Source organism: Nocardiopsis quinghaiensis (assembly GCF_008638365.1).
Classification (GTDB): Bacteria; Actinomycetota; Actinomycetes; order Streptosporangiales; family Streptosporangiaceae; genus Nocardiopsis; species Nocardiopsis quinghaiensis.
The window spans coordinates 8,604-33,562 of record NZ_ML703343.1 but is presented as its reverse complement, the minus strand read 5'-3'; the positions used below and the strand labels follow the sequence as shown (position 1 = coordinate 33,562).

Genomic DNA, 24,959 nt, shown 5'->3' with positions numbered 1-24,959 from the left:
CGTTTCGGACCTCTACTATTGCTCCGTGCCATGGTCGGAATCCCTCCCCCAGTTCAGCTTCGCCGGAACCGTTCTGACGGTCCTGCTGCTCCTCTTCGCCGCGGTCGGCGAGCCCTTCCTCGGAAGAAGGGCTTTCGCCTGGCTGTCCCGTAGACGCGACGGCGACGCGCGAGCCCTCACGCTGGTGCACGCCGTCACGATGGGAATCCACGTGCTGTGGGGCCTGGCGGTCCTCGGGGTGCTGCTGCTCTCGCCGAACCTCGCCGCGGCCGACCTGGGCCTGCGCGCGCCCCATGCCTGGGGACCGGTCGCAGGAGGCGCCGCCGGCGGACTGCTGGCCCTGGCGGTGCTGTGGGTACTGGTCAACGGACTGCCGGAGAAGCTGCCCCTGCTCGGCGCGGGCCGGAACCGGGGCGGGGGCCGGGGCGGCGGCAGGAGGGGCCGAAACCCCGAGGAGCCCGAGGAGCTCGCGGAACACGGCACACGCGGCAGGCGCTCCCCCGGCCACCGGGGGAGGCGCGCCGCCGCCACACCCGTCTCCCTGCCCGAACCCGAACGCGAGCGAGGCCTGCTCGTACCGCGCGGCACCGTCGAGCGGGCGCTGGCCGCCGGGGTGGCCGTCACCGGGGGCGTGTTCGGGGAACTGCTCTACCGGGGGCTGTTCATCGTCCTGCTGGCGGGGATGGGCGTGCCGCTGTGGATCACCGCCGTGCTGTCGGTGGCGCTGTTCTCCGTCGCGCACCTCTACCAGGGCTGGTGGGGGCTGGTCAGCGCCGGCGCGTCGGGCACCCTGTTCACCGTCCTCTACCTGGGCACCGGAAGCATCTGGGTGCCGATCCTCGTCCACGTGGCGCTCGACCTGCGCTCTCTGGTCTTTCCTCCCGCCGCCGTCCGGGAGGCCTGGGACCAGGGCTACGACGAGTACGGGACCGACGAGTACGGGTACGACGAGGCCGAGTACGGGACCGACGGGTACGAGGCCGGGCACGAGGAGGCCGGGCACGCGTACGGTGACGAGGGGTACACGGCGGGGCCGGGATTCGGCCCCCGCGACTGATCGGGCACGATGGTGGGGTGTCCGACGCCATTGACCACCCGCTCTCCCAGCCCCCGGAAGACCGTTACCGGCTGACCACCTCCGACGGTGTCGATATCGACGCCGTACTCCTGCGCGGTGCCGAACCCCGCACCACCGCCGTGGTCCTCGCCAACGGGTTCACCGGCACCTACCGCAACCCGAACACCCGCGCCGTCGCCGAGGCGCTGCTGCCCGTCGGCGACGTGATGACCTTCGACTTCCGCGGCCACCACGGCTCCGGCGGGCTCAGCACCGTGGGCAACTCGGAGATCCACGACCTGGAGGCGGTCGTCGTCCGCCTGCGCGAACTCGGCTACACCTCCGTCTCCGTCGTGGGCTTCTCGATGGGCGCCGCCGTCGCGGTCCGGCACGCCGCCATCTACGGCGGGACGGCCGCGGTGGTCTCGGTCAGCGGCCCGAGCCGTTGGTACTACAAGGGCACGCGCCGCATGCGCCTGCTCCACCTCGGGATCGGAGGCAGCGTGGGCCGCTTCCTCCTGCGCAGCTTCCGCAAGGTCCGGGTCATCGACCAGGAGTGGGATCCCAGGCCCGCCGAACCGCGCGAGGTCGCGGGGGAGATCTCCCCGACACCCCTGCTGGTCGTGCACGGGGACGCCGACACCTACTTTCCGGTCTCCCACGCCACCGCGATCCACGACGCCGCCCGGGAACCCCGCGACCTGTGGATCGTCCCGGGGATGGGGCACGCCGAACGCGCCGTCACACCCGGACTGGCCGTACGCATCCGGGACTGGCTCGCGGAGAGGACCGGTCCGGAGGAGGGCTAGCGCGTGCCCGGAAACCGGATGATCTTGCCCGTACCGGCGTGCTCGACCGCCGACACCGCCGCTACGGGCAAGATCATCGCTGTCAGGCGCGTCCCGACGCGCCCGGGGTCCGGATACGCACGGCTTCGACAGGTATACGCGTGTCGGCTAGAAAGGACGGATGATCCGATCTGGTTCGTCCGCCTCGGGGGATGACGGGGCACGGTCCGCCACGTCCGAGGACGAGGCTCTGCCCGGGCTGCGCGGCAGGGGCTTCGCCCTGCTCATCGCGGCCACGGCGATCGGACTGTGCGGTTTCGCCGCCGTCCTCCCGCTGGTTCCGCTGTGGGCCACCCGCGGCGGCGCGGGCGAGTTCGGCGCCGGGAGCACCACGGCCGCGTTCATGCTCACCACCGTGCTCACCCAACTCGCCATGCCCTGGCTGCTGGAGAGGGGCGGCTACCGGTGGGCGTTCCCGGTCGGATCCCTGATCCTGGGACTGCCCGCCCCGCTGTTCGCCCTGACCACCGACCTGGGGCCCCTCGTGGCCGTCTCGGCGGTGCGCGGTGTCGGCTTCGGCATGGTCAGCGTCGCCGGGACGGTGCTCGCCGCACGCCTGGTCCCCCACCGCCAGGTGGGCCGGGCCACCGGCTACTACGGACTGGCGGTCGGCCTGCCCCAGGTGCTCATCCTGCCCGGCGGGGTGGCGCTGGCCCTCCACATCGGTTTCGACACCGCGTTCTGGATCACCGGCCTGTGCTCGGTGCTGGGCGCGGTCCTGTCCTGGGGCATCTGGTTCGCCGACGGCGGGCGCAACCGCCCGGCGCTGCGCGGCGTGGACCGGTCGGCCGCGAGCGTCCACGGAGCGTCACCGGCGCCCTCGCCACTGCTGGCGCTGGCCGCGCCGCTGGTGCTCATGCTGCTGACCGCGTCGTCGGCCGGTGCGGTCATCACCTTCCTGGCCATCCCCCTGGAACAGGCGGCGTGGCTGGTGGGAGGTGCCCTGGCCGCCTACGCACTGGCGGTCGTGGTGGGCCGCTGGACCGCCGGGATGCTGCACGACCGCCACCGGCGCACCCTCCTGCTGCTGCCGGGCACGGCCGGCGCGGCCCTCGGCATGGCCCTGGTCACCGCCGCCCTGTGGTCGCACGGAGGAGAGGGGACCGATCCGGGGGCGTGGACGGCGCTACTGGTGCTCCTCGGAACGGCGGTGTTCGGCCTCGGCTTCGGAGCGGTCCAGAACGAGACCGTCACCCTCATGCTCAACCGCGCCGGTCCGGCGGGATACGGCCGGGCCAGCGCGGTGTGGAACATCGGCTACGACGCGGGCTCGGGTGCCGGAGCGATAACCCTGGGCCTGCTGATCCAGCTGTTCGGCTACGGTCCCGCCTTCGCGGTCACGGCCGTGGCCCTGCTGGCCGTCCTCCCGCTCGCCCTCAGCGGGCGGGGACCCCGCACCTGACCCGGCCCGGCGCCCGAACCCCGCCTAAGTACAGGACCGTCCCTGGTGGGGGCCGTGCGCCACACTGGCGACGCTGTGGGCCGTCCCACTAGTACGACGAGATGTGCACGTGGTCGTAGTGGTTCTGGGTGGTGCTGCCCCGGTCGTTCATCCACGTCCACTGGCGTGACGTGGACTGCCAGATCTGCTGCTCCCAGATGATGTACTTGATGCCCAGCCGGTCGGCGTTCTCGATCCCGTACTGGGCGATCTGCGTGCCCAGGGCCTGGTTCTCCGCCGAGGGCACGGCGCCGCCGGAGCTCATCATGAAGTCGCAGGCGCGTCCGTCACCGTGGTCGTCGGCGCTGGCCCTCCAGCAGCCCACCGGGTAGGGGGCGCCGTGGGTCTGGATGATCTCGTCGCGGATCGCCGCCATACGGGGTGTCGTGGCGTCCCAGCCCCCGCCGTTGGCGCTCGCGGGGATGGTGCCGTTACCGGAGGTCTCGGGAACCTGCTCCGCCTCGTACTCCTCGATGCGCGCCTCGACCTCATCGCGCTCCGCCTCCAGCTTGTCGATGAGCTCCTCGGCCTCGGTCTCCTCGTCCCGCAGGTCCTCGGCGACCAGGGCGGCCTCGTCGCGGGTCTCGATGAGCTCGGAGATCTGCTCGGACTGGGCCTGCCCGAGGTAGTCCATGGCCGCGGCGTCGGCGAACATGTCCTCCGGGTGGCCGGAGAAGACCACCTGGAACACGGGGTCGAGGCCGCCGCTCTTGTACCGGGTGGAGGCGATGGCGGACACCCCGCTACGGGAGGACTCAAGGCGTTCCTCGACCTCCTGCAGGTCCGCCTCGGCCTTCTCCACGCGTTCCTTGATCTCGGTGAACTGGAGCAGCTCGCCGTCGTAGGTGTCCTCCAGCTCCTCGGCCCGCTGGGTCAGCTCGTCGATGTCCACCTCGTCGTCCGGCTCCGCGTGCACCGTTCCGGGCAGGACGACCACGAGAGCCGTGGCCAGGGTCGCGAGGGACAGGGTGACACGCCTGCCGCGCGGGAAGGAGGGAGGAGTGGATGTCATGTTCTTCTCCGAGAACGGTGTCCGAGCGCATCCGGTCGGCCGACGGCGTGTGGCGGGGGCGCCGTGGCTGCGGGAGTTACCCAGCAGACCATACGAGATCGTGGCGTTACATGCCTAGTGCGTTGACTCACGTGACTTGGGGGAGTGCGCGGGGATGTGTCCGAAGATACCCGTAACGAAGGACCGGATCAGCCCTTCGCGGCATGGCCGGAGAACCGTATGGGGGAGGTCGCGTCAGCTCGCGCCGCCGAAGGCGCTGGGGAGCTGCACGCCCGTCGGCTTGGGCGGTTCGGCGGGCATGAACCAGTCCGAGCGGCGGATGTCGCGCAGGGCCCGCTTGCGCGTCCCCGCGTCCAGGCGGTCCACGTAGACGATGCCGTCCAGGTGGTCGGTCTCGTGTTGGAGGCAGCGGGCCATCAGCCCGGTTCCCTCCAGGGTGACCGGTTCGTTGCGCAGGTCCACACCGGTGACCACGGCGCGCTCGGCACGCCTGGTCGGGTACCACAGCCCGGGCACCGACAGGCAGCCCTCCTCGCCGTCCTGGACCTCCTCCGACAGTTCGGCGATCTCCGGGTTGATCACGTAGCCGATCCGGTCCTCGACGTTGTAGCTGAACACGCGTAGGCCCACCCCGATCTGGGTGGCGGCCAGGCCTGCCCGCCCGGGAGCGTCGACCGTCTCCAGCAGGTCCCGGACCAGCGTCTCGGTGTGCTGGTCGAACTTCGTGACAGGGGTGGTCGGTGCGGCGAGGACGGGGTCGCCGAACCGGACGATGGGGCGCATGGTCATGCACCACAGGTTAGCCGGGACTCACGGGAGGTCGTACGGAGGCGGAGAACCCGGACACGGAGCGGGCGGCCCGGGCCGCGCGGCGCGAGCGCGTCAGGCGGCCAGGCCGGGGCGCAGAGCGTCGTCCAGCACCATCTCGATGTAGTCCAGCGCGGCCCGCCGCCGGGCCAGGGCGCTTGCGTACAGGGAGGACGCGTTGGCGCTGCGGCGCACGCGCAGGCACTCGTTGACGATGCGCTGCCACCGGTCGGGGAAGGCGTGTAGGGCGTAGGCGCCCGCGCCGGACTTGGAGGTGATCTCCCCGGTCTTGAGGGTGAAGTGCAGACCGCTGACGCTCAGCACGCTCCACGAGGGAGCCAGCGAGCCGAGGACCGCCAGTCCGCGCGGAGTCACCAGGCGCCCGGCCTTCTCCCGCCAGCGCCGCCACTGCTCGTCCAGGGAGCCGAGGGACCAGGCGCGCAGACTCTCGGGCTCGTCCCACACGTCCAGTTCGAGGGGGTGCGGGCCGCGGACGGTGACACCGTGCTCGGCGAGGATGTGCCAGGTGACGGGGTTGACGTCGGTGCTGGCGCGGCTGCGGAACCGGCCGTTGGTCACCGAGGGGACCGGGCCGCAGGAGGCCGGGTCGCCGGTGAGGTCGTCCCAGGTGACGTGGATGCCGTTGAACTGGGGCCTGGGGATGTGGGCGCGCATGCGCGTGTGGACGCCGCGCAGCAGCTCCAGTTCGTGCGACTCCGGCGTGCGGCCGGTGACGATGACGAAGTCGACGTCGCTGGTGTGGGGGCGGAAGTCGCCGAGGGCGACCGAACCGGTCAGGTAGAGCCCTTCGACCAGGCCGGGGGCCTCCTGGTCGGCATGCGCGAGAAAGGTCTGGGCCAGCGTCTGCACCCGAGGGTGGACAGCCATGCTCACTCCAGTCTGGATGGTTCGGTGCGGATCTCGGGGCGCGGCCCGTCCGGTGCCGAGGAGACCGGGGGCGCGATCGCCCGGAGCGGTCCTGTGACGCTTGGGCCTGCAGGTACTCGCTCCATCAGTACCAAGTGTGGGTGGGCCGGAAGCTCATGGCAAGTAATCACACCAGACCCGCGTCCTGTCTCCCCACGCCAGGTGGTGCGCGGCTATGTCGCCTTGGGGGAGCACACACCCTTGACGGGCAGGGTCGGGATGTGCATGGGCTCCGAACGGGCGCCCGGCCCGGACCGGGCCGAGAACGGCGGCTCCGGGAGGAGGCGAGAAATTCGCGTCGTATCAGGCAGGGCGTTCGGCGCACATTCATCGGCACGTGCATCCGCACTTGTCATATGCATGTGAAAACCTTTGCCGGGTTTTCTCTAGAGAGGCGTGCGGACGAAAACAGAGATGTGAACGTCTGCGAATGGTGGATGCGGTGCCCGCGGTGTCCTGTCGCGGGGCAATTGTCGTAAGGGGGTGGGAATCGTCCATCTGGGCAGGTGGGCGGCCTCCGTTTCCCCGGAAGTAAGGACAAACGCCTTCCCCGTCGGGCTTTGTGAGGTGTACGCCACCATCCGGGGGTGTGGACAGTCTACGCTCCTTAGGCGATTGTTATGATTCACGGAGGCTCCCGGCGGTGATAACCACCACAGCCATTGTCCGCTGTTTTCCTCCATGTAACACGGCAGAACCCCCCTGAAACCGTGCCGCTTTACGCTCGACGGACAACGGTGGTTCTCCAGGCGACGTACGAAGGAGCTTGTGCATGGTCCCCACGATGGTCCTCGTGGCCGACGACTCGCGTGACGCCCACCGTCGGGAGGCCCTGTGCGGCCTGGCCGAGGCGGTGGCCAGCAGGGGAGAGGTGCCGGTGGCCCCGGCCTTCGGCAGCCCCGACGACGTCACCGCCGCCCTCCGCGCCGTCCGCGGTCCCAAGGTGGTCGTCCCCGCGTTCGTCGCGGGCGGCGACGTCGCCAGCGCCCACCTGCTCTCCCGGCTCGGCATCGGACGTTGGGAGGACTCCTGTCAGACCGCGCCGCTGGGGGCGGTCCCGTCCATCGTCGCCGATCTCGCCGGACGGCTCACCGACTCCGGCTGGAGGCCGTCCGACGGAGTGGTCCTGGCCGCGGACGGCACCACGGGCACCGAGGAGCGCCAGGTCGTCATGGACGTGGCACGCATGCTCAGCCGCCGCCTCGACTCCCCGGTCCAGGTCGGTTACCTGCGCACCTGGGCGCCGTCGGTGTCCGACGCCGTCGACCGGCTGCGCCGCCACGGCCACGACAAGGTCGCCGTCGCCGCCTGGAGGCTGGTCGACGGTCCCGACTTCGACCTGCTGCGTGGGCTGGACGTCACCGCCATCACCGCGCCCCTGTGGCCCTCCGAACTGGTCGTGGACACCCTCCTCGCCCAGCACCGGGCGGTCAAGGGGCGTCTGTCCTGAGCCACGCCGCCCCACCGGCGGGCCGTCGGGGAACACCCCGGTCCTCCACCAGGGGTGAGGGCGCCGCGCCCGAGGGTGTGCACGGGCTCCGGGTCGTTTCGTTCCTGTTACCGCGAGCACGGAGGTGGGTATGGCCCAAGCGGGCGGGAACTACCCGCACCCACGAACGCGGTACCCGTACCGTGCCGCCAGCGCGGCGCGACGGCGATCCGGGCGCGACCCCTTCGTCGGCTTCGTATTCCGCACGTCGGCGCGGAGGTCCCTCCGCGACCGGTCCTGGCCCCGGACGGCGTTCGCCACGGGCCCTCCGGTCCGTCGACCCGGGCACAGGGGGAGCGGCCCCGGGCAGGCGTCGACGTGAGCGAACCTAAGGTGGTTGTATGAACGACGTCACAGCGCGGCTCGTCGATGACCGGCAGCGCCGGCGTCTGGAGCGGCGCTTCGGCAGCCAGGTCGACGAGTGGCTGACCGAACTCCCCGCGATCGTCGAGAAGCTCGCCTCCGAGTGGCGGTTGACCGTCGAGGGCCCGGCCCCCCACGGCCGGACCTCCGTCGTCGTCTGCGTCACCCGCCCCGACGGCGTCCAGGGCGTGCTCAAGCTGTCCCCGGACACCGGCCTGGCCGTCTCCGAGGCCCGCCTGCTGCGGATGTGGGAGGCCTCCGGACGCGTGCCCGGGCTGTGGGGGGTGGACGGCGGCCGGGGCGCCATCCTCATGGAGTGGATCGACGGGGACACCATCGCCGCGATCGGGGAGGTCCCGTCCATGGAGACCATCGGATCGCTCATCGCCGAACTGCACGGCGTCGAGGTGCCCCGCGGGGAACTGCTCGAACTGCGTCCGCTGACCTCGCGGGTGCAGTTCATCTTCGACCTGTGGAACCGCGAACGCGCCGAGGGCCCGGCCGCCGACGTGGTGTCCGTGGCCGCCATGCACCAGGGGTTCTGCCGGGCTCGCGACCTGGCCAACGGGACGGTCGACGTCGTGCCCGTGCACGGGGACCTGCACCCGGGCAACGTGCTGGACGGCGGCGAGCGCGGTCTGGTGGCCGTCGACCCGCGCGCCTGCCTGGGCGACGGCGCGGTCGACGCCGTGGACTGGGCCCTGTGGAAGGCCACCAGCCTGACCGAGGTGGTGTACCGCGTGGACGCGCTCTCCCACGTCCTGGGAGTGGACGGCGACCGGCTGATGGAGTGGGTGCGCGCCTTCGCCCCCTGTCTGGCGGTGGCCAAGGCCAACCGCGGCCAGGTGGGCACCGACGAGTTCGACACGCTCATGGAGCTGTCCGAGGGACTGGCCTTCGCCACCTGACCCGGGCCCGGAGTCCGCGACGGGTCAGTGCTCCGGCTGCGGGGACCCGGTCCTCTCGAAACGGTATCCCCGCCCCGCCTCGGTGATCAGGTACCGGGGACGCGCGGGATCGGGCTCCAGCTTGCGGCGCAGCTGTGCCATGTACACCCGCAGGTAGTTGGTCTCGCTCTGGTAGGCCGGGCCCCACACGTCGTGCAGCAGCTGGCGCTGGCTGACCAGCTGGCCCGCGTGGCGGGCCAGGAGCTCCAGGATGTGCCACTCCGTCGGGGTCAGCCGTACCTCCTCGCCTTCCCGCAGCACCCGCTTGGCTCCCAGGTCCACGGTGAAGCACGGCGTGCGCACGACCGGTGCCTCCTCGGTGCGCATCGACCGGCGCTCGGCCGCCCGCATCCGGGCCAGCAGCTCGTCCATACCGAACGGCTTGGTGACGTAGTCGTCGGCGCCCGAGTCCAGGCAGCGCACCTTCTCACCGGCCGAGTGCCGGGCCGACAGCACGATGATCGGCACCTGCGACCATCCGCGCAGCCGCTGGATGATCTCCATGCCCTCCATGTCGGGCAGCCCGAGGTCGAGCAGGATCACGTCCGGGTGGTGGTCGGCGGCCAGCCGCAGCGCCGACGCGCCGTCGGCCGCGGTGTCCACGTCGTGCCCGCGCGCCCGCAGATTGATCCTCATCGCCCGGATGATCTGTATGTCGTCGTCAACGACCAGGACCCGCATCGACCCGCCTCTCGTCCCCGCTGTCGGCCTCGTTCTTCTCCACAGCCCGGAGAGTGAACACCATGGTCAGCCCGCCTCCCGGAGTGTCCTCGGGGTCGAGGCTCCCGTGCATCGCCTCAACGAAACCACGTGCGACCGCCAGCCCGAGACCCACCCCCGTGCCCTGGGGGGCGTCGCCCAGGCGCTGGAAGGCCTCGAACATGCGCTGCTTGGCCTCGTCGGAGACACCCGGTCCCCGGTCCACCACCCGCAACTGCACGCTGTCGCCGTGTGCGCTGGCCGCGAGCAGCACCGGCACGCGCGGGTCCGGGTTGTGGCGGACCGCGTTGGAGACCACGTTGGCGACCGACCGCTCCAGCAGCCCGGCGTCGGCCAGCACCCGGGGCAGGTGGTCGGGAACGTCCACGGTGACCGCCCCGTGCGGCAGGCCCAGAAGGGTGACGGGCACGACCTCCTCCAGGCCCACGGCGCGGAGTTTGGGACGCACGCTGTCGGTGTGCACCCGGCTCATGTCCAACAGGTTGTCGATCAGCCGGTTGAGCCGGTCGGTGGACTCCTCCACCGTCTCCAGCAGGTCCTCGCGGTCCTCGTCGGTGAGGGCGATGTCGGTGGCGCGCAGGCTCGACAGGCTGGCCTTGATCGAGGTCAGCGGCGTACGCAGGTCGTGCGAGACCGCCGCCAGCAGGGCCGTGCGGATGCGGTTGCCCGCCACCTGGCTGCGCGCCTCGGCCGCGTCCCACTCCAGCCGCTGGTGCTCCAGGGCGATGCCGATGTGCGCGGCGAACGCCCGCAGCACGCCCCGGTCGGTCGCGGGGAGCACGCGACCGCGCAGCGCCAGCGCCAGGTTGTCGGAGATCGACACCAGCACGTCCGACTCGTCGGGGGAGTCGCACGCCGGGGCACCCACGCTGTGCGCCGCCCGCCACCGGCCGTCCTCCCGCAACTCCAGCAGTGTCGCCGACCGCTGGCCGAAGGTCTCCCGGATCCGCCGCAGCAGGGCCTGGAGGGGTTCCTTGCCCGCCAGGACGCTGCTCGCCAGCAGGGTCACCGCATCGGCCTCGGCCCGGGCCCGGGCCGCCTGCGCCGACCGGCTGGCCGCCATCTCCACCACGACCGCCACCAGCGCTCCCACCAGGGCGAACGCGGTCAGCGCCAGCGCGTTGTCCAGGGACACCGGAGGCCGTCCGTGCAGCGGGGACAGCAGCGCGGTGAGCAGGACCGCGCTCCACAGCGCCGACACCAGTGCGGGGCGCAGGCCGCCCACCGCCGCGGTGGCCACGGTGGCCAGCAACAGCAGCATCGCTTCCGAGGCCGCACCCACGTTCTCGAACACGGGCAGCGCCATCACCAGCGACAGCAGGGTGGGGGACAGCAGGGAGAGCGACCATCCGGCCACCCGCCGGTGCTCGCCCAGCCCCCGGCCCGGCTGTGGCAGCGGCCACCGTCCGCTTCCCACCCGCTCGTGGGTGACGATGTGCACGTCGATGTCCCCGGAGTCGCGTGCCACGGTCGCACCGACCCCGGGACCGAGCACGTACTGCCAGGCGCGGCGGCGCGAGGACCCCAGCACGATCTGGGTGGCGTGCACGCCCCGCGCGAAGTCCAGCAGCCCGGTCGGGACGTCGTTGCCGACCACCTGGTGGTAGGTGCCGCCCAGCTCGGCGAGCAGCCTGCGCTGCCGCAGCAGGTCCGCGCTGGGTGCCTGAGCCATCCCGTTCGGCGGTACCACGTGCACGGCCAGCAGGTGGCTGGGCTGGGGATGGCCGCCCCGCGAGCGGGCGGCCACACGGGCGGCACGGCGGATCAGCGTCTCACCCTCGGGGCCGCCGGTGAGCGCCACCACGACACGCTCCCGGGCCTCCCAGGTCCGCCGGATCTCGTGCTCGCCCCGGTAGCGGGCCAGGCTCTCCTCCACCCGGTCGGCGGTCCACAGCAGTGCCAGTTCGCGCAGGGCCGCCAGGTTGCCCTCGCGGTAGTAGTCGGCCAGGGCGGCGTCCACCCGCTCGGCCGGGTGGATGTCGCCGTGCGCCATCCTGCGGCGCAGCTCCTGCGGGGTGACGTCCACGAGTTCGACCTCGGCGGCGCGGCGCACCACGTGGTCGGGAACGGTCTGCTCCGGGCGCACACCGGTGATCTGGTGGACCACGTCGTTGAGCGAGTCCAGCTGGTGGACGCCCACGGTGGACAGCACGTCGACGCCCGCCTCCAGCAGTTCCTCCACGTCCTGCCAGCGGGTGGTGTTGGGCGCGCCGGGCGCGTTGGCGCGAGCGAGGTCGTCGACCAGGGCGGTCCCCGGCGCGCGTGAGATCACGGCGGCGGTGTCCACGGAACCGGACGGGTGCGGCGGTACCTCCTCCAGACCCTCCAGGAGGGCGGAGGTGCGCTCGCGCCGGTGGGTGTGGACGGCGGCGACCACCACGTCGGCGCCGTGCTCGGCCCGACGGCGGGCCTCGGCCAGGGCGTTGTGCGTGGTACCGACACCGGGTGCCGATCCCAGGTAGATGCGGAGCTTTCCTCGTGCCACGGGATCCATTGTCGGGGCACCGGGATGCCGCATGGGCCGCTTCCGCCCGGAGCTGCGGTGGAACGGCCGGAGCCGGGAACACTCGGGACGGCATCCGCCCATGTGCCCGGCATGGGGCGGAACGCGATCTCCGGCCGGTCCGCGCGGTCGGCGAGCACCAGGGAGGAGGCGCGGCGGCCGTCCACCGGACGCGTTCACGCCGCGAGACCGGTGCCCCGTCCCCCGAACGACGGTTCCTTCCCCGGCCCGCCCGGCGGGCAGCCGTTCCCCGGCCCGCCCGGACAGCCCCACGGCGGCCAGCCGGGGCGGTTCCGGCTCCCGGCCGCCCAGCCCGTACACGAAGATCCGGGACGGCCGGGTACGCCCAGGCGCGGCCCGGCGGGCCCGGTCCTCGGCGGCGTCGCCCCGCAGGTGGAGCGGCAGCTCTCCCTTGAGGGGGAGAGGGCGTGACGGGGGTGCGCCGGAGGCCGGTCCCTTGAGGTTCCGGTTCCAGAAAGCCCGCCGCGCCGCCTGCGGTACGCCCTACGGGGCGGGGATGAGCTTGCCCGGGTTCAGCACGCCCTCGGGGTCCAGCGCCGCCTTGACCGCGCGCAGCACCTCACCGCCCAGCGGCCCGATCTCCGCGGCCATCCACGGCCTGTGGTCGGTGCCCACCGCGTGGTGGTGGGTGATCGTCCCGCCGTGGGCCGCGATCGCGTCCGAGGCCGCGCGCTTGGCCCGGCCCCACCTCTCCAACGGTGCGGCACCGGCGGCCGTGGCCACCGTGAAGTACAGGGAGGCGCCCGTGGGATAGGTGTGCGACACGTGGCACATCACCACCGCGCCGCCCTCCCCGTCCTCCAGCACCCCCGTGAGCGCGTCCGACACCGCCGTGTACAGCGGCAGCAGGTCGGTCCACGACGCGGCGGTCTCCAGGGTCTCGGCGAGGACTCCCGCCGACAGCAGGGTGTCGCGCAGGTAGGGCGCGGAGAACCGGTTGCTTCGCCAGTGCGCCACCGGTTCCGGACCCAGCGGCGCGCCGCCCGCCGCGGCCATGGCCTCCCGGACCGACGCCGCCCGGGCCTCCACCTCGGCCCCGGCGCCCTCGAAGCCCAGGACCGCCTGGCAACCGGGCGTGGCCTCACGCCCGCCCATGGCCGCGCCGACGAAGGTCTCCGACTCGTCCAGCAGCCGCGCCATGGTCGGACGGACGTCGGACTGGGCGAGGGACCGCAGCGCCTCCGCCCCGGTCGCGAAGTCGGGGAAGGACCACGCCTCGTCCAGCACCCGCTCCGGGCGGCGGCGTATCCGCAGGCCCACCTCGGTGATCACCCCCAGCGTGCCCTCCGAGCCCAGCACCAGGCGGCCGAGGTCCGGTCCGGCGGCCGAGGCCGGAGGGCCGCCCGTCTCCAGGGCGCCGCGCGGGGTGGCCACGCGCAGGGACACCACCATGTCCTCGAAGCGGCCGTAGCCGGAGGACGCCTGGCCGCTGGAGCGGGTGGCCGCGTAGCCGCCGATGCTCGCGTACTCGTAGCTCTGCGGCAGGTGTCCGAGCGTGCACCCGTGCTCGGCCAGCATCGCCTCGGCGTGCGGGGTACGCACGCCCGCGCCCAGGACGGCGGTCATCGACGTGGTGTCCACGGACACCAGCCGGTCCAGACGGCGCAGGTCCAGGGCGACCACGGCGCGGAAGCCGCCGCGCAGCGGGGCCACCCCGCCCACCACGCTGGTACCGCCGCCGAAGGGCACCACGGCGACGCGTTCGGCCGAGCACACCTCCAGCACGCGCTGGACCTCGCCGTGGTCGGCGGGGTACAGGACGGCGTCCGGGGCGGGATCGGCCGAGCCAGCGCGGCGCAGCAGCAGGTCGGGGGTGCTCTTGCCGCCGCTGTGGCGCAGCCGGACGGCGTCGTCGGTGCGCACGCGGCCGTCCCCGACCACTCCCGCGAGGGCCTCGCGCGGACGGGTCTCCAGACGTGAGGGGGGAAGCTCCACCCGTTCCTCGGGGACGGGGGGCAGGTCCTCCAGCGGCGCCCCCAGCACCTGGGAGATCAGGTCGCGCAGTCCGGGGTCCAGGGCGGCGGCTTTGGCGGGATCGCCCCAGGCGAACCAGCTCATGTCGGGCGCGGGGTCGGTGCCGGGAGCCCTCCCGGAGCCACCGGAAGGGACGGTCTCGTCAGTCATGCTCTACAGTTTTACACATGGCGTCAAAACGTAACGTTGATGACCGGATCATGGACGCGGCTCGTGCCTGCGTCGAGGACTTCGGGGTGCGCCGCACCACCCTGACCGACGTGGCCCGCCGCTCCGGGGTCAGCAGGCCCACCGTCTACCGGCGCTGGCCCGACGCGACCACGCTCGTCGCCGACCTGCTCACGCGGGAACTGCGACGGATCCTGCTGGAGGAGGGGTTCTCCTCCGGCGACCAGGCCGGGGAGAACGTGCGCGTCCGCCTGGTCCGGCACGCGGCCGGGGTCGCGCGCGCGATGCTCGCCCACCCCCTGTTCACCCGGATCGTGGACACCGAGCCAGAACTCCTGACGACCTACACCTTCCAACGGCTGGGCACCAGTCACCGGGTCGCCCTGGAGCTGGTGGAGCCGATCATCTCCGAGGGCCAGCGCGACGGCTCGGTGCGCACGGGCGATCCCGAGGTGCTGGCCCGCTTCGTGCTGGTCACGGTCCAGGGAACCGTCACCTCCCGCCGACTGTTCTCCGACGTGCTCGACGGGACCGGGCTCGTCGGCGAACTCACCGTCCTGCTGGACGGCTACCTCGCCCCGTGATCCGCCGGGCCGGTCCAGCCCGTGTCCAGCAGCACCCGAACAGGACCAGCCGAGACCACCGACGAACGAACCAGGACCGCCCATGAGCCCCACAGTCACCGCCGCCTCCTCCCTCAACGCCGCACGGCGCACCGCGGACCTCGCCGCGCTGGAGCGCCGCCCCCGGGTGGACGTCCTGGTCGTCGGCGGGGGAGTGACGGGTGCCGGTGTCGCACTCGACGCGGCCTCGCGCGGCCTGTCCACCGTGCTGGTCGAACGCCACGACCTGGCCTTCGGCACCAGCCGCTGGAGTTCCAAGCTCGTCCACGGCGGCCTGCGCTACCTCGCCAAGGGACAGTTCGGTATCGCCTACGAGAGCGCCCGTGAACGGGACGTCCTCATGCGGGTGACCGCGCCCCACCTGGTGCGGCCCCTGCCCATGGTGGTGCCCGTCCACCGGGAGGACAGCCTGTCCAAGGCGCTGTTCGTCCGCATGGGCATGGACATGGGCGACCTCCTGCGTGCCCTGGCCGGCACCCCCGGCAGCGTGCTGCCCCGGCCGCGCCTGCTCAACGCCCGACAGACCCGGCGCCTGCTCCCCGGAGTCGCCCGGCGGGGCCTGCGCGGTGGCATCCTCTCCTTCGACGGCCAGCTCGTCGACGACGCTCGCCTCGTGGTGGGCCTGGCGCGCACCGCCGCACGCGAGGGGGCCCGGATCATCACACGCTGCTCGGCCGAGAGCGTCTCCGCCGACGGCGCCGTCCTGCGCGACGAGGTCACGGACCGCATCGTCCCCGTGCGCCCGCGTGCGATCGTCAACGCCACCGGCGTCCACGCCGACCAGCTCGACCCGCACGTGCGCCTGCGCCCCAGCAGGGGCAGCCACCTGGTGCTCGACGGCGCCGTCCTCGGCAACCCGAGGGCCGCGCTCACCGTGCCGATCGACGGAGGCGTCAGCCGGTTCGTGTTCGCGCTGCCCCAGCCGGACGGCCGGGTGTTCGCCGGGCTCACCGACGAGCCCGTGGACGGCCCCGCCCCGCGTGTCCCCCAGGCCTCCGAGGGCGACGTGGACTTCCTGCTCCGCCAGATCAACCGGGCCCTGGAGACACGTCTGGACCGGAGCGACGTCCTCGGCACCTTCGCCGGGCTGCGCCCGCTCCTGGAGGGCGACGGCCACAGCGCCGCACTGTCACGCGGGCACGCCGTCACGGTCGCCCGGAACGGCACGGTCACCGTGGTCGGCGGCAAGCTCACCACCTACCGTGCGATGGCCGAGCAGGCCGTGGACACCGCCGTGCGCGTCCGCCGCCTGTCCGCCGGGCCCTGCCGGACCCGCTCCCTGCCGCTGGTGGGAGCCGCCGCGCACGAGGAGCTCGACGCCGTCGACGCCCCGCGCCGCCTGGTGGCCAGGTACGGCACCGAGGCGGCCGACGTCCTGGCCGAGGCCGACACGGACCCGGCACTGCTCGTACCCGCCGTGCGCGGGGTCACCGGCGCCGAACTCCGGTTCGGGGTGCGCCACGAGGGGGCCATGGACACCGGAGACCTGCTGGACCGGCGCACGCGCGTCGGCCTGGTCCCCGCGGAACGCGCCGAGGCCGAGGCCGCCGCCGAGGAGGCGTTCGACGCCGTGGGCTGAGGACCGGGCCGGGGCGGCGGTCGGAACCGGCGGGTGCGGGTGCGTGCTCGGAATCAGCGCGACTGACCACACCCGGATCCCCTGTCCCGCAAGGGTTTGATCGCGTAAGGTCGTAGCCGTTCCGCGCCGCCCTTCCCCAAAGCGGACGCCGGACGCTCCCCAGCCGCCCCCTCACGCGGTTCTCCTGCCCGTCCGAACCGCACCGCCGAAGGAGTCACCCATGCCCACGCTCGTTTCCGTGCCCGCCCTGACCAAGGCCGAGGACACCGTCCTCGCGGGTGTACCGGACGAGTACCGGCACTACTTCAGCGGGCGGCCGCCGGTCCCGTTCACCAAGCGCCACTGGGAGTTTCCCGGCGAGCCCGCGAGCGTGCCGCTGGCCCGCGCCTTCCTGGACACCTGCGCGGCCGGCCGGGACACCGACTACCGGTACGTCTTCTCCCTCCTGGGTACCGAGCTGGCGACCAACGCCATCCGGCACAGCCGCTCCGGTGAGGAGGGCCAGAGCTTCGTGCTGAAGGTGACCCGGGCGCCCAACGGGATCACCCTGGTCTGCCGCGACAGCGGGAAACCGACGCGTTCCCCGGAGGGCGAGGAGGGACCGCTGGTCGCCGCGCCGATGGAGGGGGACCGGCTCACCGCCGAGAGCGGGCGGGGGCTGGCCCTGGTGGACAGCTTCGCCACCGCCTGGGGTGACAACGGACACCCCAGTATCCGCAAGGTGTGGTTCCACCTGGCCTACGACCTCACCGGCAGTTCCTGGCCCGCCGCCTGAGGCACCCGCCCGTCCCGAGGCGGGCGGGTACCGCTCGGCCAGGTGCCGGCGCGCCGCTCACCTGCCGTCGAGGTAGGCGAGCGTCGCGCGCACCCGGCGGTGCCCGCTGTCGGAGGGCGACAGGCCGAGCTTTGCGAAGATGTTGCCGACGTGCTTGTGCACGGCGTTCTCGGTGACCACGATCCGCTCGGCGATCTCCCCGTTGCCGAGCCCCTCCGCCATCAGGGCCAGCACCTCGTTCTCGCGTGGGGTGAGTGACTCCAGGGGATCACGGGGACGACGGGCCAGCAGCTGCCGCACCACCGTCGGGTCCATGACCGTTCCGCCGTCCGCCACGCGCCGCAGGGCGTCCACGAACTCGCTCACCCGGCCCACCCGGTCCTTGAGCAGGTAGCCCACCCCGCCGCGGCCGTCGGCCAGCAGCTCTCCGGCGTAGTCCCTCTCCACGTACTGCGAGAGCACCAGCACCGGCAGCGCCTCGTGTCCGCGGCGGGCCGCGATCGCCGCGTGGATGCCCTCGTCGCGGAAGTTCGGCGGCAGCCGCACGTCCACGATCGCCAGGTCCGGCCGGTGCCGGTCGACGGCCTCGGCGAAGGCCGCCGCGTCCCTGGCGACCTCGACCACCTCGAAGCCCCGGGTGGAGAGCAGCAGTTCCAGCCCAGCCGACAGCAGCACGTTGTCCTCGGCGATCACGATCCGCACGGCATCTCCACGTCGACCACGGTCGGCCCGCCCGCCGGGCTGTCCACGCGTACCGTACCGTCCAGGGCGGCGACCCGGCGACGGAGTCCCCGCACTCCGCTGCCGCGCTCCTCGTCCACCCCGCCCGAGCCGTCGTCGCGCACCGTCACCCGCAGCACGTCGCCCGTCCGCTCCAGGCGTACGGCGATCTCTCCGGCGCCGCCGTGCTTGACCGCGTTGGTGACCGACTCGGTGACCACGAAGTAGGCCGCGGTCTCCGCGGCCACCGGCAGCGCGCCCAGTTCGCCCACGTCCATGCGGGTGGGAACGGTGGTGCGGGCGGCCAGCGCGGCCAGCGCTCCGGACAGCCCCCGGTCGGCGAGGATCGGCGGGTAGATGCCCTGGATGACCTCGCGCAGCTCGGCCATCGCCTCCTCCGCGCCCTCGTGGGCGCTCCTGAGCAGCGCGGCGACGGACGGGTCCCCCTCCGTCGCCTCCCGGGCCACGCCCAGCTGCATCGCGATCGCGACCAGCCGCGCCTGGGTGCCGTCGTGCAGGTCGCGTTCGATCCTGCGCAGCTCCGCGCCGTGCGCGTTCACCACGTCGGTGCGGGTCCGCTTCAGCTCGTCCACCCGCGCGGCCAGCAGTTCCGCCCCGGTGGGCGCCAGCAGCGCCAAGGTCATGCGGGCGTGCGCCCTGGCCGCGGGGCGGGCCGCCCACAAACCCAGCGCGGCCCCGACCACGAGGTATCCGGCGAAGGCCGCCAACGCCATGTCCCAGCCCTCCACCGGGAGCCAGAGCAGCTGGAGGCCGTACTCCTCGGGGAAGGCCCACCAGAACGGGAACTGCGGCACGGTCATCACCAGCCCGACCGCCAGCACGCCCACGAGTCCGAGACCGGTATTCGCGAACGCGGCCAGGGGCATCCACAGCAGGACCCTGCGGGTGGACGGCCGCCCCCACAGCTCACGGAGACCCGACGCCTCATGGTCGGGGAGCCTCGGAACCGGTACGCCGAGCAGCCGGGAGGCCCACTGCTGGTGCCAGGCGGCCCACCGGCCGATGAGTCCCACCCAGCGCGGGAGCAGCGCGAACCCGAGGCCGCCGACCAGGATGGTCAGCGCCACGACCAGGGTCAGGGGCAACATCACCAGCGTCACCAGGCCGGAGCCCAGGACCACCAGCAGGTAGACGTTGGACCGCGCCACCCGCTTCCAGAAGTCCCTCATCCTCATGGCCCCTTCCGCCCGCGCCGTCGTTGACAGGATCAGTCTGACCCGTCCGGAACGTGCCGGGCACTACAGCCAGCCACCCTCTCGGCCGGGGAGCGCGGGGGACCACTCCGTCGGAGGACTGTCACAGGCGTGGCGAACACCGGGACCATGCGCCGGGTCCCGTCGAACAGCTCTCCACGAGGCCGGTCGAACCCTTGGGACGAGCCTGCACGGACTGGTCCGGCACCCGGCCGGTGTCGAACGGTGGCGGCTGCGCGTTCAGTTCGCGGGAGAGGAACTGCCGCTGCCGTACTACTCCGACGGCCCCGACCAGGACTTCGACGGACTGGAGGGCGACCCGGCCGAGGACTTCGCAGTCCGGCACGGGGATGTCGTCCGCGCCCGGGAGGCCGCCGCGTCCTCCTCCCCGGACGGGGCCGGGACGGAGGCGCGCAGCGGCGAGCCGATCCAGCTACGGGTGGTCCTGGTCAAGCCGACCGCCGAGGCTGGTCCCACGCCCCGCAGGCCCGCGGTCGACGCCTGACCCGGGAGGGGGGCGCCGCCGCACGCGGCGGCGCTCAGTCGTCGCCGTCGCCGTCGGTCAGGGCGTCCACCGCCACCGCCACGCCGATCACCAGCGCGGGGTCGCCGCCGACGTCGTGGCGGTGGGTGTTGACGTCCACGGCGTAGGTGTCCCGGACACGGAACCACTTGCGGGACACGTGCGCGACGGTGCCGTGATCGTCGCTGATCACGTACTCCTTGCCGAGGAAGTCCCCGACCACCTCCCAGTCCGGTGCGCCCTCCACCTCCACCGTGAGCTTGTCGCGCACGGGGTTGACCAGGCGCTTGCGCACGGTGGCCGAGGCGCCGCCCTCGCGCTCGACGCGCATCTGGTCGCGCACCTTGAACAGCTTCTTGCGGATGACCGCCAGGACGTTGCCCTCGGTGTCCTTGAGCTCGAAGGTCGTGCGCACCCGCAACGCCTTGCCGTCGACGAGGAAGACCTTGCGGTCCTCCTCGTCGGTCACCCAGTAGTCGTCACCGATGTCGAACACGCGTTCGCGTACCAAGAACTTCATGTTCCGAAGCTAGAGCACGTCCGCCCGGCGCACCAGGGCCCTCGTCGGCCTGTGGAGGACCGCCCGGGAAACGCGTGGCGCCCGTCCCGGGGCGCCGCGTGCTCCCCGCACACGCGGGGATGTTCCCGGTCACCGGATCCGGTGCGCGGCGTATCCACCGGAGTCGGCTGAAGGCCCCGCGCACCGTTCCCATCCCGCCGGTGCTGGCCGCCCCGCTGAGGGACCACCTCCGCCTCCACGGCAGCGGGCCCGACGGGCGTGTGTTCCAGAGCGTGCGGAGCAACCCGATCCAGCCGTCCACCTACTGGCGGGTGTGGGACCGCACGCGGGGCCTGGCGATGATCCCGGAGGAGAGGGAGGGGCCGCTGCTGAGGCGTCCCTACGACCTCCGGTGCGCCAGGGGTGACCTGCCGGCTGAACAGCGGTGTCCCGGCGACCCAGGTCGCCCGGTGGGCAGGGCACAGCGTGGAGGTCCTGCAACGGATCTACGCGCAGGTGTGGAGCGAGATGGACGAGGTCTGGATCGACCGAACGGGCGACTACCGGTGACCTGGATCACAGACGGACGAAACACCCAGGGCGGAGGCTCCGAGTGCTGTCGGAGTCCCTGCCCTTTTTGCGTTATATGTCCTGACCACAGCTCGACCACAGAAGCTCGGGAAACGTGGTGTCAGGTGACGTGAAACGAAGAACGCCGACCATGGTGGTCGGCGTCGTTCTGGCTGCTCAGCAAGGCGTTTTCGCTGCTTCGCTGTGGGTGCCCCCTGCAGGATTCGAACCTGCGCACACGGCTCCGGAGGCCGTGCCGCTGAATCGCTCCTACCTGCGCCAACACCACCTTTGACCATGTCCCTGTCCACCAGCCGACCACAGCGGTCCTGAAAGGACATCTCAGGCGACGTTCCGTAAGCAGGTGGTGACGTCTCGGCTAGCCAGTGGGGGGCTTCCCTCCTGTTGTGCTCTTCATCTTTTTAGAGAGTAAGAAAACGTAGCCTCCACAGCCTCCGCGTGTGCCCCGAAAGTGGGCCTGATCTGCGGTGATGGTGCGGAGGCTGAACCTGAATCCCAGCCTCCGCTAGCCTCCGCAGGCTCCGCAGTAGCCTCCGCCCCCCATGGCTAGCTCGGTTGTCAGGAATGCCTGGTGGGGTGAGGTCCGGATGAGGTATGAAGACACCAGTCGGTTTTGCCTTGAATCTGTGGGTGAAATGTCTGTTTCTCAAGAAGTTGGAAAATCGGTCGCTTGTCACTGGTAAGTTCCCACGTCAGCGACTGTGCTCCCCGCGCACGCGGGGATGGTCCCTCGTGGATCTCCACGACCCGGCGTGTGGGGGCGTGCTCCCCGCGCACGCGGGGATGGTCCCCCGGGCACGATGACGTCCGGCGGTGGCGGTGGGTGCTCCCCGCGCACGCGGGGATGGTCCCGCCATCCGGCGCCACTCCGTCGTCCACCCCGTGTGCTCCCCGCGCACGCGGGGATGGTCCCGGTCGTTCGAACGCAGTCCGCACCACTTTTCGGTGCTCCCCGCGCACGCGGGGATGGTCCCACCGACCACGGTAACCAGGTCTAACAACGTAGGTGCTCCCCGCGCACGCGGGGATGGTCCCCCACCATCCCCGACCCCGCGTTCGGCGGACTGGTGCTCCCCGCGCACGCGGGGATGGTCCCCTTAAGGTTTCCATATGAGCAGCGAAGAGATCGTGCTCCCCGCGCACGCGGGGATGGTCCCCCGATGTGGGCCGACTGGTCAAGGGCGTGGCTGTGCTCCCCGCGCACGCGGGGATGGTCCCGCCATGGTGGCGCCGCGCTGCATGATGTCCTGGTGCTCCCCGCGCACGCGGGGATGGTCCCCCGGAAGGCCCGTTCCACTGGCTCAAGGTCAAGTGCTCCCCGCGCACGCGGGGATGGTCCTCCGCGCCGCCACGGGAACTGCTCGTGCGGCTCGTGCTCCCTGCGCACGCGGGGATGGTCCCCTCGGAACCTAGATACCTAGTCAGCTAGAACCGTGCTCCCTGCGCACGCGGGGATGACCCCCTTGGGGCTGTGTTAGTCAAGCAACGAAGAAGCTGCTCCCCGCGCACGCGGGGATGGTTCCGTGGCCGTGTCTGGCCTGGTGTCGATGCTTTCCTGCTTCCCACTCACATGTGGATGATTTACTTCAACCTTGGAGCTGTATTAGAAGACTTTGGAGTCGAAGATAGGGATTTTATATGGATGTACTGCTGTTGAGTGGATAAGTTAGGGGTACCCTTAAGCCTTGCGGCTCTATGGAGTACAGCAAAGAGGCCCGCAGTGCCTTGACCGGGAAAGTAAGGTGCACTACGGGCTTGGGTGGTTCTAGCTAGGGCTTCTTCTGCCTAGCTAGGACCACCGGTCATCTGTTCGAAGACCTGACGAATCAAAGCGCCAACTCCTCCGCCCAAGACTGGTGCCAGCCAGAAGGGCGCAGTGCGCTTCTTCTTGCGTCGCTTCTGTCGCCTCCGATCAGATTTATGCGTCCTCTTCTTTGACATCTATCTCCCTGGTGGTGTTGCCGGGCCACCATCTGTGTGGCCTGTTTCGGCGAACCCATCGGCGCCCAAGGTTGGGAGCAGAGGGGCGGGCTAGATCGGGAGTGATCGGACGCATCACCCAATCTACAGGCAAAGTGGTGAGCGCGTGCCCCTGTTGGAGTGTCCTTTTCATGTGCATCGCAACGCGAACCATTGACCTGCAAAGATGCTGATCTATGAGGTTCTCCTTTCTCGATATGTGCACGAATTTTGGACCCTCACGATTGCGTTTTTCGGGCTACTGGGGGAAGTCTCGTTGGTTGGGTATGGCGCTCGTTGTCCGATTTTTCGGAGGAGAATTCCAGGTGAACGGGAGGGAGGTTGACCTAATGGGTGCTATAAATATAGCTGGGCTCGATGTCTCTTCTAGAGTTTTTGGGGTGTTCGGCTGTAGATTCGGCATCTGATCTATATTTCGTCGGATTCGTTCGGTTCGTGGTGGATGGGGATGTTTGTCGCCTGATTGGCCTGGTAGTGGAGCGGGGCAACGATGTCGGCATCGGGGCCGTGTCATCGTAGATTGCTTAGGAAGAGCACGCCGACCGGCACAATCGCGTTGGGCTTCTCAGACCAGGACGAGAGCAGGCTTCGCAAGGCGTTCCGTCGTGTTTGGAGTACCTGGGCGCTGGCACTGGTGAGCACGACCAGAACGATGGGGAACCACCGGTACTTTTTCTGCCAGGCGAGTGTTTCCTGCCGCTTGGTACTCGTTCCGCGGCGGCGCACCACAGGTGTCCAGGGCAGGGGGCCCAACGAGACACCGGTTCGTCGGCTGTGTTCGAAGAAGAGCAGACCGACCTCGGTCACGGCCAGGGCGTGCGCTTGGAGGGGCCGGCCGCCCGGGCGGCGTCCATTCGGTATGGGCGCCTGGGCACTCCGCCGTGCACTTGGACCAGCGTGGTGCCCGCGTGGGTGGCGAACCAGACACTGTCGCGTCCTCCTGGCTCTTCATCTTTTTGGAGAGTAAGGAAACGTAGCCTCCGCGGCCTCCGTGTGTGCCCCGAAAGTGGGCCTGATCTGCGGTGGTGGTGCGGAGGCTGAACTTGAATCCCAGCCTCCGCTAGCCTCCGCCCCCCATGGCTAGCTCGGTTGTCAGGAATGCCTGGTGGGGTGAGGTCCGGATGAGGTATGAAGACACCAGTCGGTTTTGCCTTGAGCCTGTGGGTGAAATGTCTGTTTCTCAAGAAGTTGGAAAATCGGTCGCTTGTCGCTGGTAAGTTCCCACGTCAGTGACTGTGCTCCCCGCGCACGCGGGGATGGTCCCCTCTCCACCGGGGAACGCAACGACCTGTACAAGTGCTCCCCGCGCACGCGGGGATGGTCCCGGAGTCAAGGCGTTGGCGAGCTGGCTCGCGCGGTGCTCCCCGCGCACGCGGGGATGGTCCCGCGTCCAACGCGTCCGTAACCTCCGTACGGGTGTGCTCCCCGCGCACGCGGGGATGGTCCCGCGGTGAACGTGACCGGCCAGGTGATGGGGTTGTGCTCCCCGCGCACGCGGGGATGGCCCCGGCATCCGTAAGGGCCACGAGGCGGGGACCTCGTGCTCCCTGCGCATGCGGGGAAGGTCCGCGCAGAGAACCCACCGATAACCTTCCGCTTTTCAGTAGGCCATGCTGAATCCAGCAGGGACCACTCTGACCTGCTTCAATAGAAGAACCTGCTTCCTGGCGGCGGAACTTGGACGCGGATTGGACGCGCGGCCCCAGGCGAGCTCTCCCGAGACGGCGAAATCTCAATGGGTTCCCTGCGCAAGAAAAATCCCATGATCACATAAGCGGATGTTTCTCGACTAGTTGACGACCTAAGTTCGAAGACTTGTTCGCACGATCGTGTATCCTTGGCCCCGCTAACTATTTGGGGGAATATTGGCCACTCTGCACCGTGTCGTGAGGTCCGCTTCGGGACTCAACACCATCGCCACACAGGCCCAGCGGTCCGCCCTGGGCAACCTCGGAATGATCAGCGCGCATCGCACCCGCGCCACCTTCCTAAGCGCCGCACTCGCGAACACGCAGCCCCGAGCCTTCGGAATCGGCGCGCACCTCGAAGAGGTCGTGAGGTCCGCTTCGGGACTCAACACCATCGCCACACAGGCCCAGCGGTCCGCCCTGGGCAACCTCGGAATGATCAGCGCGCATCGCACCCGCGCCACCTTCCTAAGCGCCGCACTCGCGAACA

The 24,959-nt window shown here is 71.0% G+C and carries 20 protein-coding genes and 2 CRISPR repeat arrays; of the genes, 11 read left to right on the top strand and 9 right to left on the bottom strand.

The features are described from left to right. Positions 1 to 25: 25 nt before the first annotated feature. From FYX01_RS04525 to FYX01_RS04515, 3 genes are all read left to right on the top strand, one after another. A complete protein-coding gene (locus FYX01_RS04525) occupies positions 26 to 1,057 on the top strand; it encodes a CPBP family intramembrane glutamic endopeptidase (protein ID WP_150237862.1) in 1,032 nt (343 codons plus the stop codon). Between the two features lie 17 nt (positions 1,058 to 1,074). Next, on the top strand, positions 1,075 to 1,866 hold the full coding sequence (locus FYX01_RS04520; protein WP_150237860.1) for an alpha/beta hydrolase: 792 nt from the start codon (positions 1,075 to 1,077) through the stop codon (positions 1,864 to 1,866). 160 nt (positions 1,867 to 2,026) lie between these two features. Beyond that, positions 2,027 to 3,307, top strand: coding sequence for an MFS transporter (locus FYX01_RS04515; RefSeq protein WP_150237858.1), 1,281 nt, complete (start codon positions 2,027 to 2,029; stop codon positions 3,305 to 3,307). An 88-nt stretch (positions 3,308 to 3,395) separates the two neighbouring features. Here the strand turns inward: FYX01_RS04515 and FYX01_RS04510 are convergent, their stop codons facing one another. The 3 genes from FYX01_RS04510 to FYX01_RS04500 form a co-directional block, all read right to left on the bottom strand. After that, the gene (locus tag FYX01_RS04510; RefSeq protein ID WP_150237856.1) at positions 3,396 to 4,358 is read right to left on the bottom strand and encodes a coiled-coil domain-containing protein; all 963 of its coding nucleotides are present in this window, start codon (positions 4,356 to 4,358) and stop codon (positions 3,396 to 3,398) included. A 234-nt stretch (positions 4,359 to 4,592) separates the two neighbouring features. After that, positions 4,593 to 5,147: a peptide deformylase gene (gene def, locus FYX01_RS04505; protein ID WP_150237854.1), complete on the bottom strand. Its 555-nt coding sequence runs from the start codon at positions 5,145 to 5,147 to the stop codon at positions 4,593 to 4,595. Positions 5,148 to 5,240: 93 nt separating this feature from the next. Beyond that, positions 5,241 to 6,053 carry a nucleotidyltransferase domain-containing protein gene (locus FYX01_RS04500; protein WP_150237852.1) on the bottom strand — a complete coding sequence of 271 codons (813 nt, stop codon included), beginning with the start codon at positions 6,051 to 6,053 and terminating at the stop codon, positions 5,241 to 5,243. 811 nt (positions 6,054 to 6,864) lie between these two features. On the opposite strand from FYX01_RS04500, the gene FYX01_RS04495 reads away from it, so the two are divergent. Both FYX01_RS04495 and FYX01_RS04490 read left to right on the top strand, forming a co-directional pair. Next, a complete protein-coding gene (locus FYX01_RS04495) occupies positions 6,865 to 7,542 on the top strand; it encodes a sirohydrochlorin chelatase (protein ID WP_150237850.1) in 678 nt (225 codons plus the stop codon). A gap of 380 nt (positions 7,543 to 7,922) precedes the next feature. Next, on the top strand, positions 7,923 to 8,852 hold the full coding sequence (locus FYX01_RS04490; RefSeq protein ID WP_150237848.1) for an aminoglycoside phosphotransferase family protein: 930 nt from the start codon (positions 7,923 to 7,925) through the stop codon (positions 8,850 to 8,852). A 24-nt stretch (positions 8,853 to 8,876) separates the two neighbouring features. Here the strand turns inward: FYX01_RS04490 and FYX01_RS04485 are convergent, their stop codons facing one another. From FYX01_RS04485 to FYX01_RS04470, 3 genes are all read right to left on the bottom strand, one after another. After that, entirely contained in the window at positions 8,877 to 9,572 is a 696-nt protein-coding gene (locus FYX01_RS04485) for a response regulator (protein ID WP_150237846.1), read from the bottom strand. Continuing rightward, positions 9,553 to 12,105, bottom strand: a complete 2,553-nt coding sequence (locus FYX01_RS04480; protein ID WP_150237844.1) for an ATP-binding protein — start codon at positions 12,103 to 12,105, stop codon at positions 9,553 to 9,555. Before FYX01_RS04480 ends, FYX01_RS04485 begins: the two co-directional genes overlap by 20 nt. Before the next feature lie 513 nt (positions 12,106 to 12,618). Then, positions 12,619 to 14,259, bottom strand: a complete 1,641-nt coding sequence (locus tag FYX01_RS04470) for an FAD-binding oxidoreductase (protein WP_190394178.1) — start codon at positions 14,257 to 14,259, stop codon at positions 12,619 to 12,621. Positions 14,260 to 14,276: 17 nt separating this feature from the next. Here FYX01_RS04470 and FYX01_RS04465 point away from each other — a divergent pair, with 17 nt between their 5' ends. The 3 genes from FYX01_RS04465 (at position 14,277) to FYX01_RS04455 (ending at position 17,254) form a co-directional block, all read left to right on the top strand. Next, entirely contained in the window at positions 14,277 to 14,861 is a 585-nt protein-coding gene (locus FYX01_RS04465; RefSeq protein ID WP_150237840.1) for a TetR/AcrR family transcriptional regulator, read from the top strand. A gap of 82 nt (positions 14,862 to 14,943) precedes the next feature. Next, positions 14,944 to 16,479, top strand: a complete 1,536-nt coding sequence (locus FYX01_RS04460; protein ID WP_150237838.1) for a glycerol-3-phosphate dehydrogenase/oxidase — start codon at positions 14,944 to 14,946, stop codon at positions 16,477 to 16,479. Between the two features lie 220 nt (positions 16,480 to 16,699). Continuing rightward, positions 16,700 to 17,254: an ATP-binding protein gene (locus FYX01_RS04455; RefSeq protein WP_150237836.1), complete on the top strand. Its 555-nt coding sequence runs from the start codon at positions 16,700 to 16,702 to the stop codon at positions 17,252 to 17,254. Between the two features lie 57 nt (positions 17,255 to 17,311). Here the strand turns inward: FYX01_RS04455 and FYX01_RS04450 are convergent, their stop codons facing one another. Together FYX01_RS04450 and FYX01_RS04445 are read right to left on the bottom strand one after the other, a co-directional pair. Then, positions 17,312 to 17,956 carry a LuxR C-terminal-related transcriptional regulator gene (locus tag FYX01_RS04450; RefSeq protein ID WP_150237834.1) on the bottom strand — a complete coding sequence of 215 codons (645 nt, stop codon included), beginning with the start codon at positions 17,954 to 17,956 and terminating at the stop codon, positions 17,312 to 17,314. After that, a complete protein-coding gene (locus tag FYX01_RS04445) occupies positions 17,944 to 19,164 on the bottom strand; it encodes a sensor histidine kinase (protein ID WP_150237832.1) in 1,221 nt (406 codons plus the stop codon). Before FYX01_RS04445 ends, FYX01_RS04450 begins: the two co-directional genes overlap by 13 nt. 4 nt (positions 19,165 to 19,168) lie before the next feature. Between FYX01_RS04445 and FYX01_RS04440 the strand changes: the two genes are divergently transcribed. Then, entirely contained in the window at positions 19,169 to 19,693 is a 525-nt protein-coding gene (locus FYX01_RS04440; RefSeq protein ID WP_150237830.1) for a mycothiol transferase, read from the top strand. Between the two features lie 34 nt (positions 19,694 to 19,727). On the opposite strand, the gene FYX01_RS04435 is transcribed toward FYX01_RS04440, so the two are convergent. After that, positions 19,728 to 20,231 carry an LURP-one-related/scramblase family protein gene (locus tag FYX01_RS04435; protein WP_150237828.1) on the bottom strand — a complete coding sequence of 168 codons (504 nt, stop codon included), beginning with the start codon at positions 20,229 to 20,231 and terminating at the stop codon, positions 19,728 to 19,730. Positions 20,232 to 20,633: 402 nt separating this feature from the next. Here FYX01_RS04435 and FYX01_RS26020 point away from each other — a divergent pair, with 402 nt between their 5' ends. Together FYX01_RS26020 and FYX01_RS26500 are read left to right on the top strand one after the other, a co-directional pair. Further along, the gene (locus FYX01_RS26020; protein WP_190394177.1) at positions 20,634 to 20,780 is read left to right on the top strand and encodes a hypothetical protein; all 147 of its coding nucleotides are present in this window, start codon (positions 20,634 to 20,636) and stop codon (positions 20,778 to 20,780) included. Positions 20,781 to 21,502: 722 nt separating this feature from the next. Continuing rightward, positions 21,503 to 22,324: a CRISPR direct-repeat array (repeat unit 29 nt; unit sequence GTGCTCCCCGCGCACGCGGGGATGGTCCC). A gap of 1,692 nt (positions 22,325 to 24,016) precedes the next feature. Continuing rightward, positions 24,017 to 24,350: a CRISPR direct-repeat array (repeat unit 29 nt; unit sequence GTGCTCCCCGCGCACGCGGGGATGGTCCC). Positions 24,351 to 24,667: 317 nt separating this feature from the next. Continuing rightward, positions 24,668 to 24,959: hypothetical protein (locus FYX01_RS26500; protein ID WP_223830309.1), on the top strand; the 292-nt coding region annotated here is incomplete at its 3' end.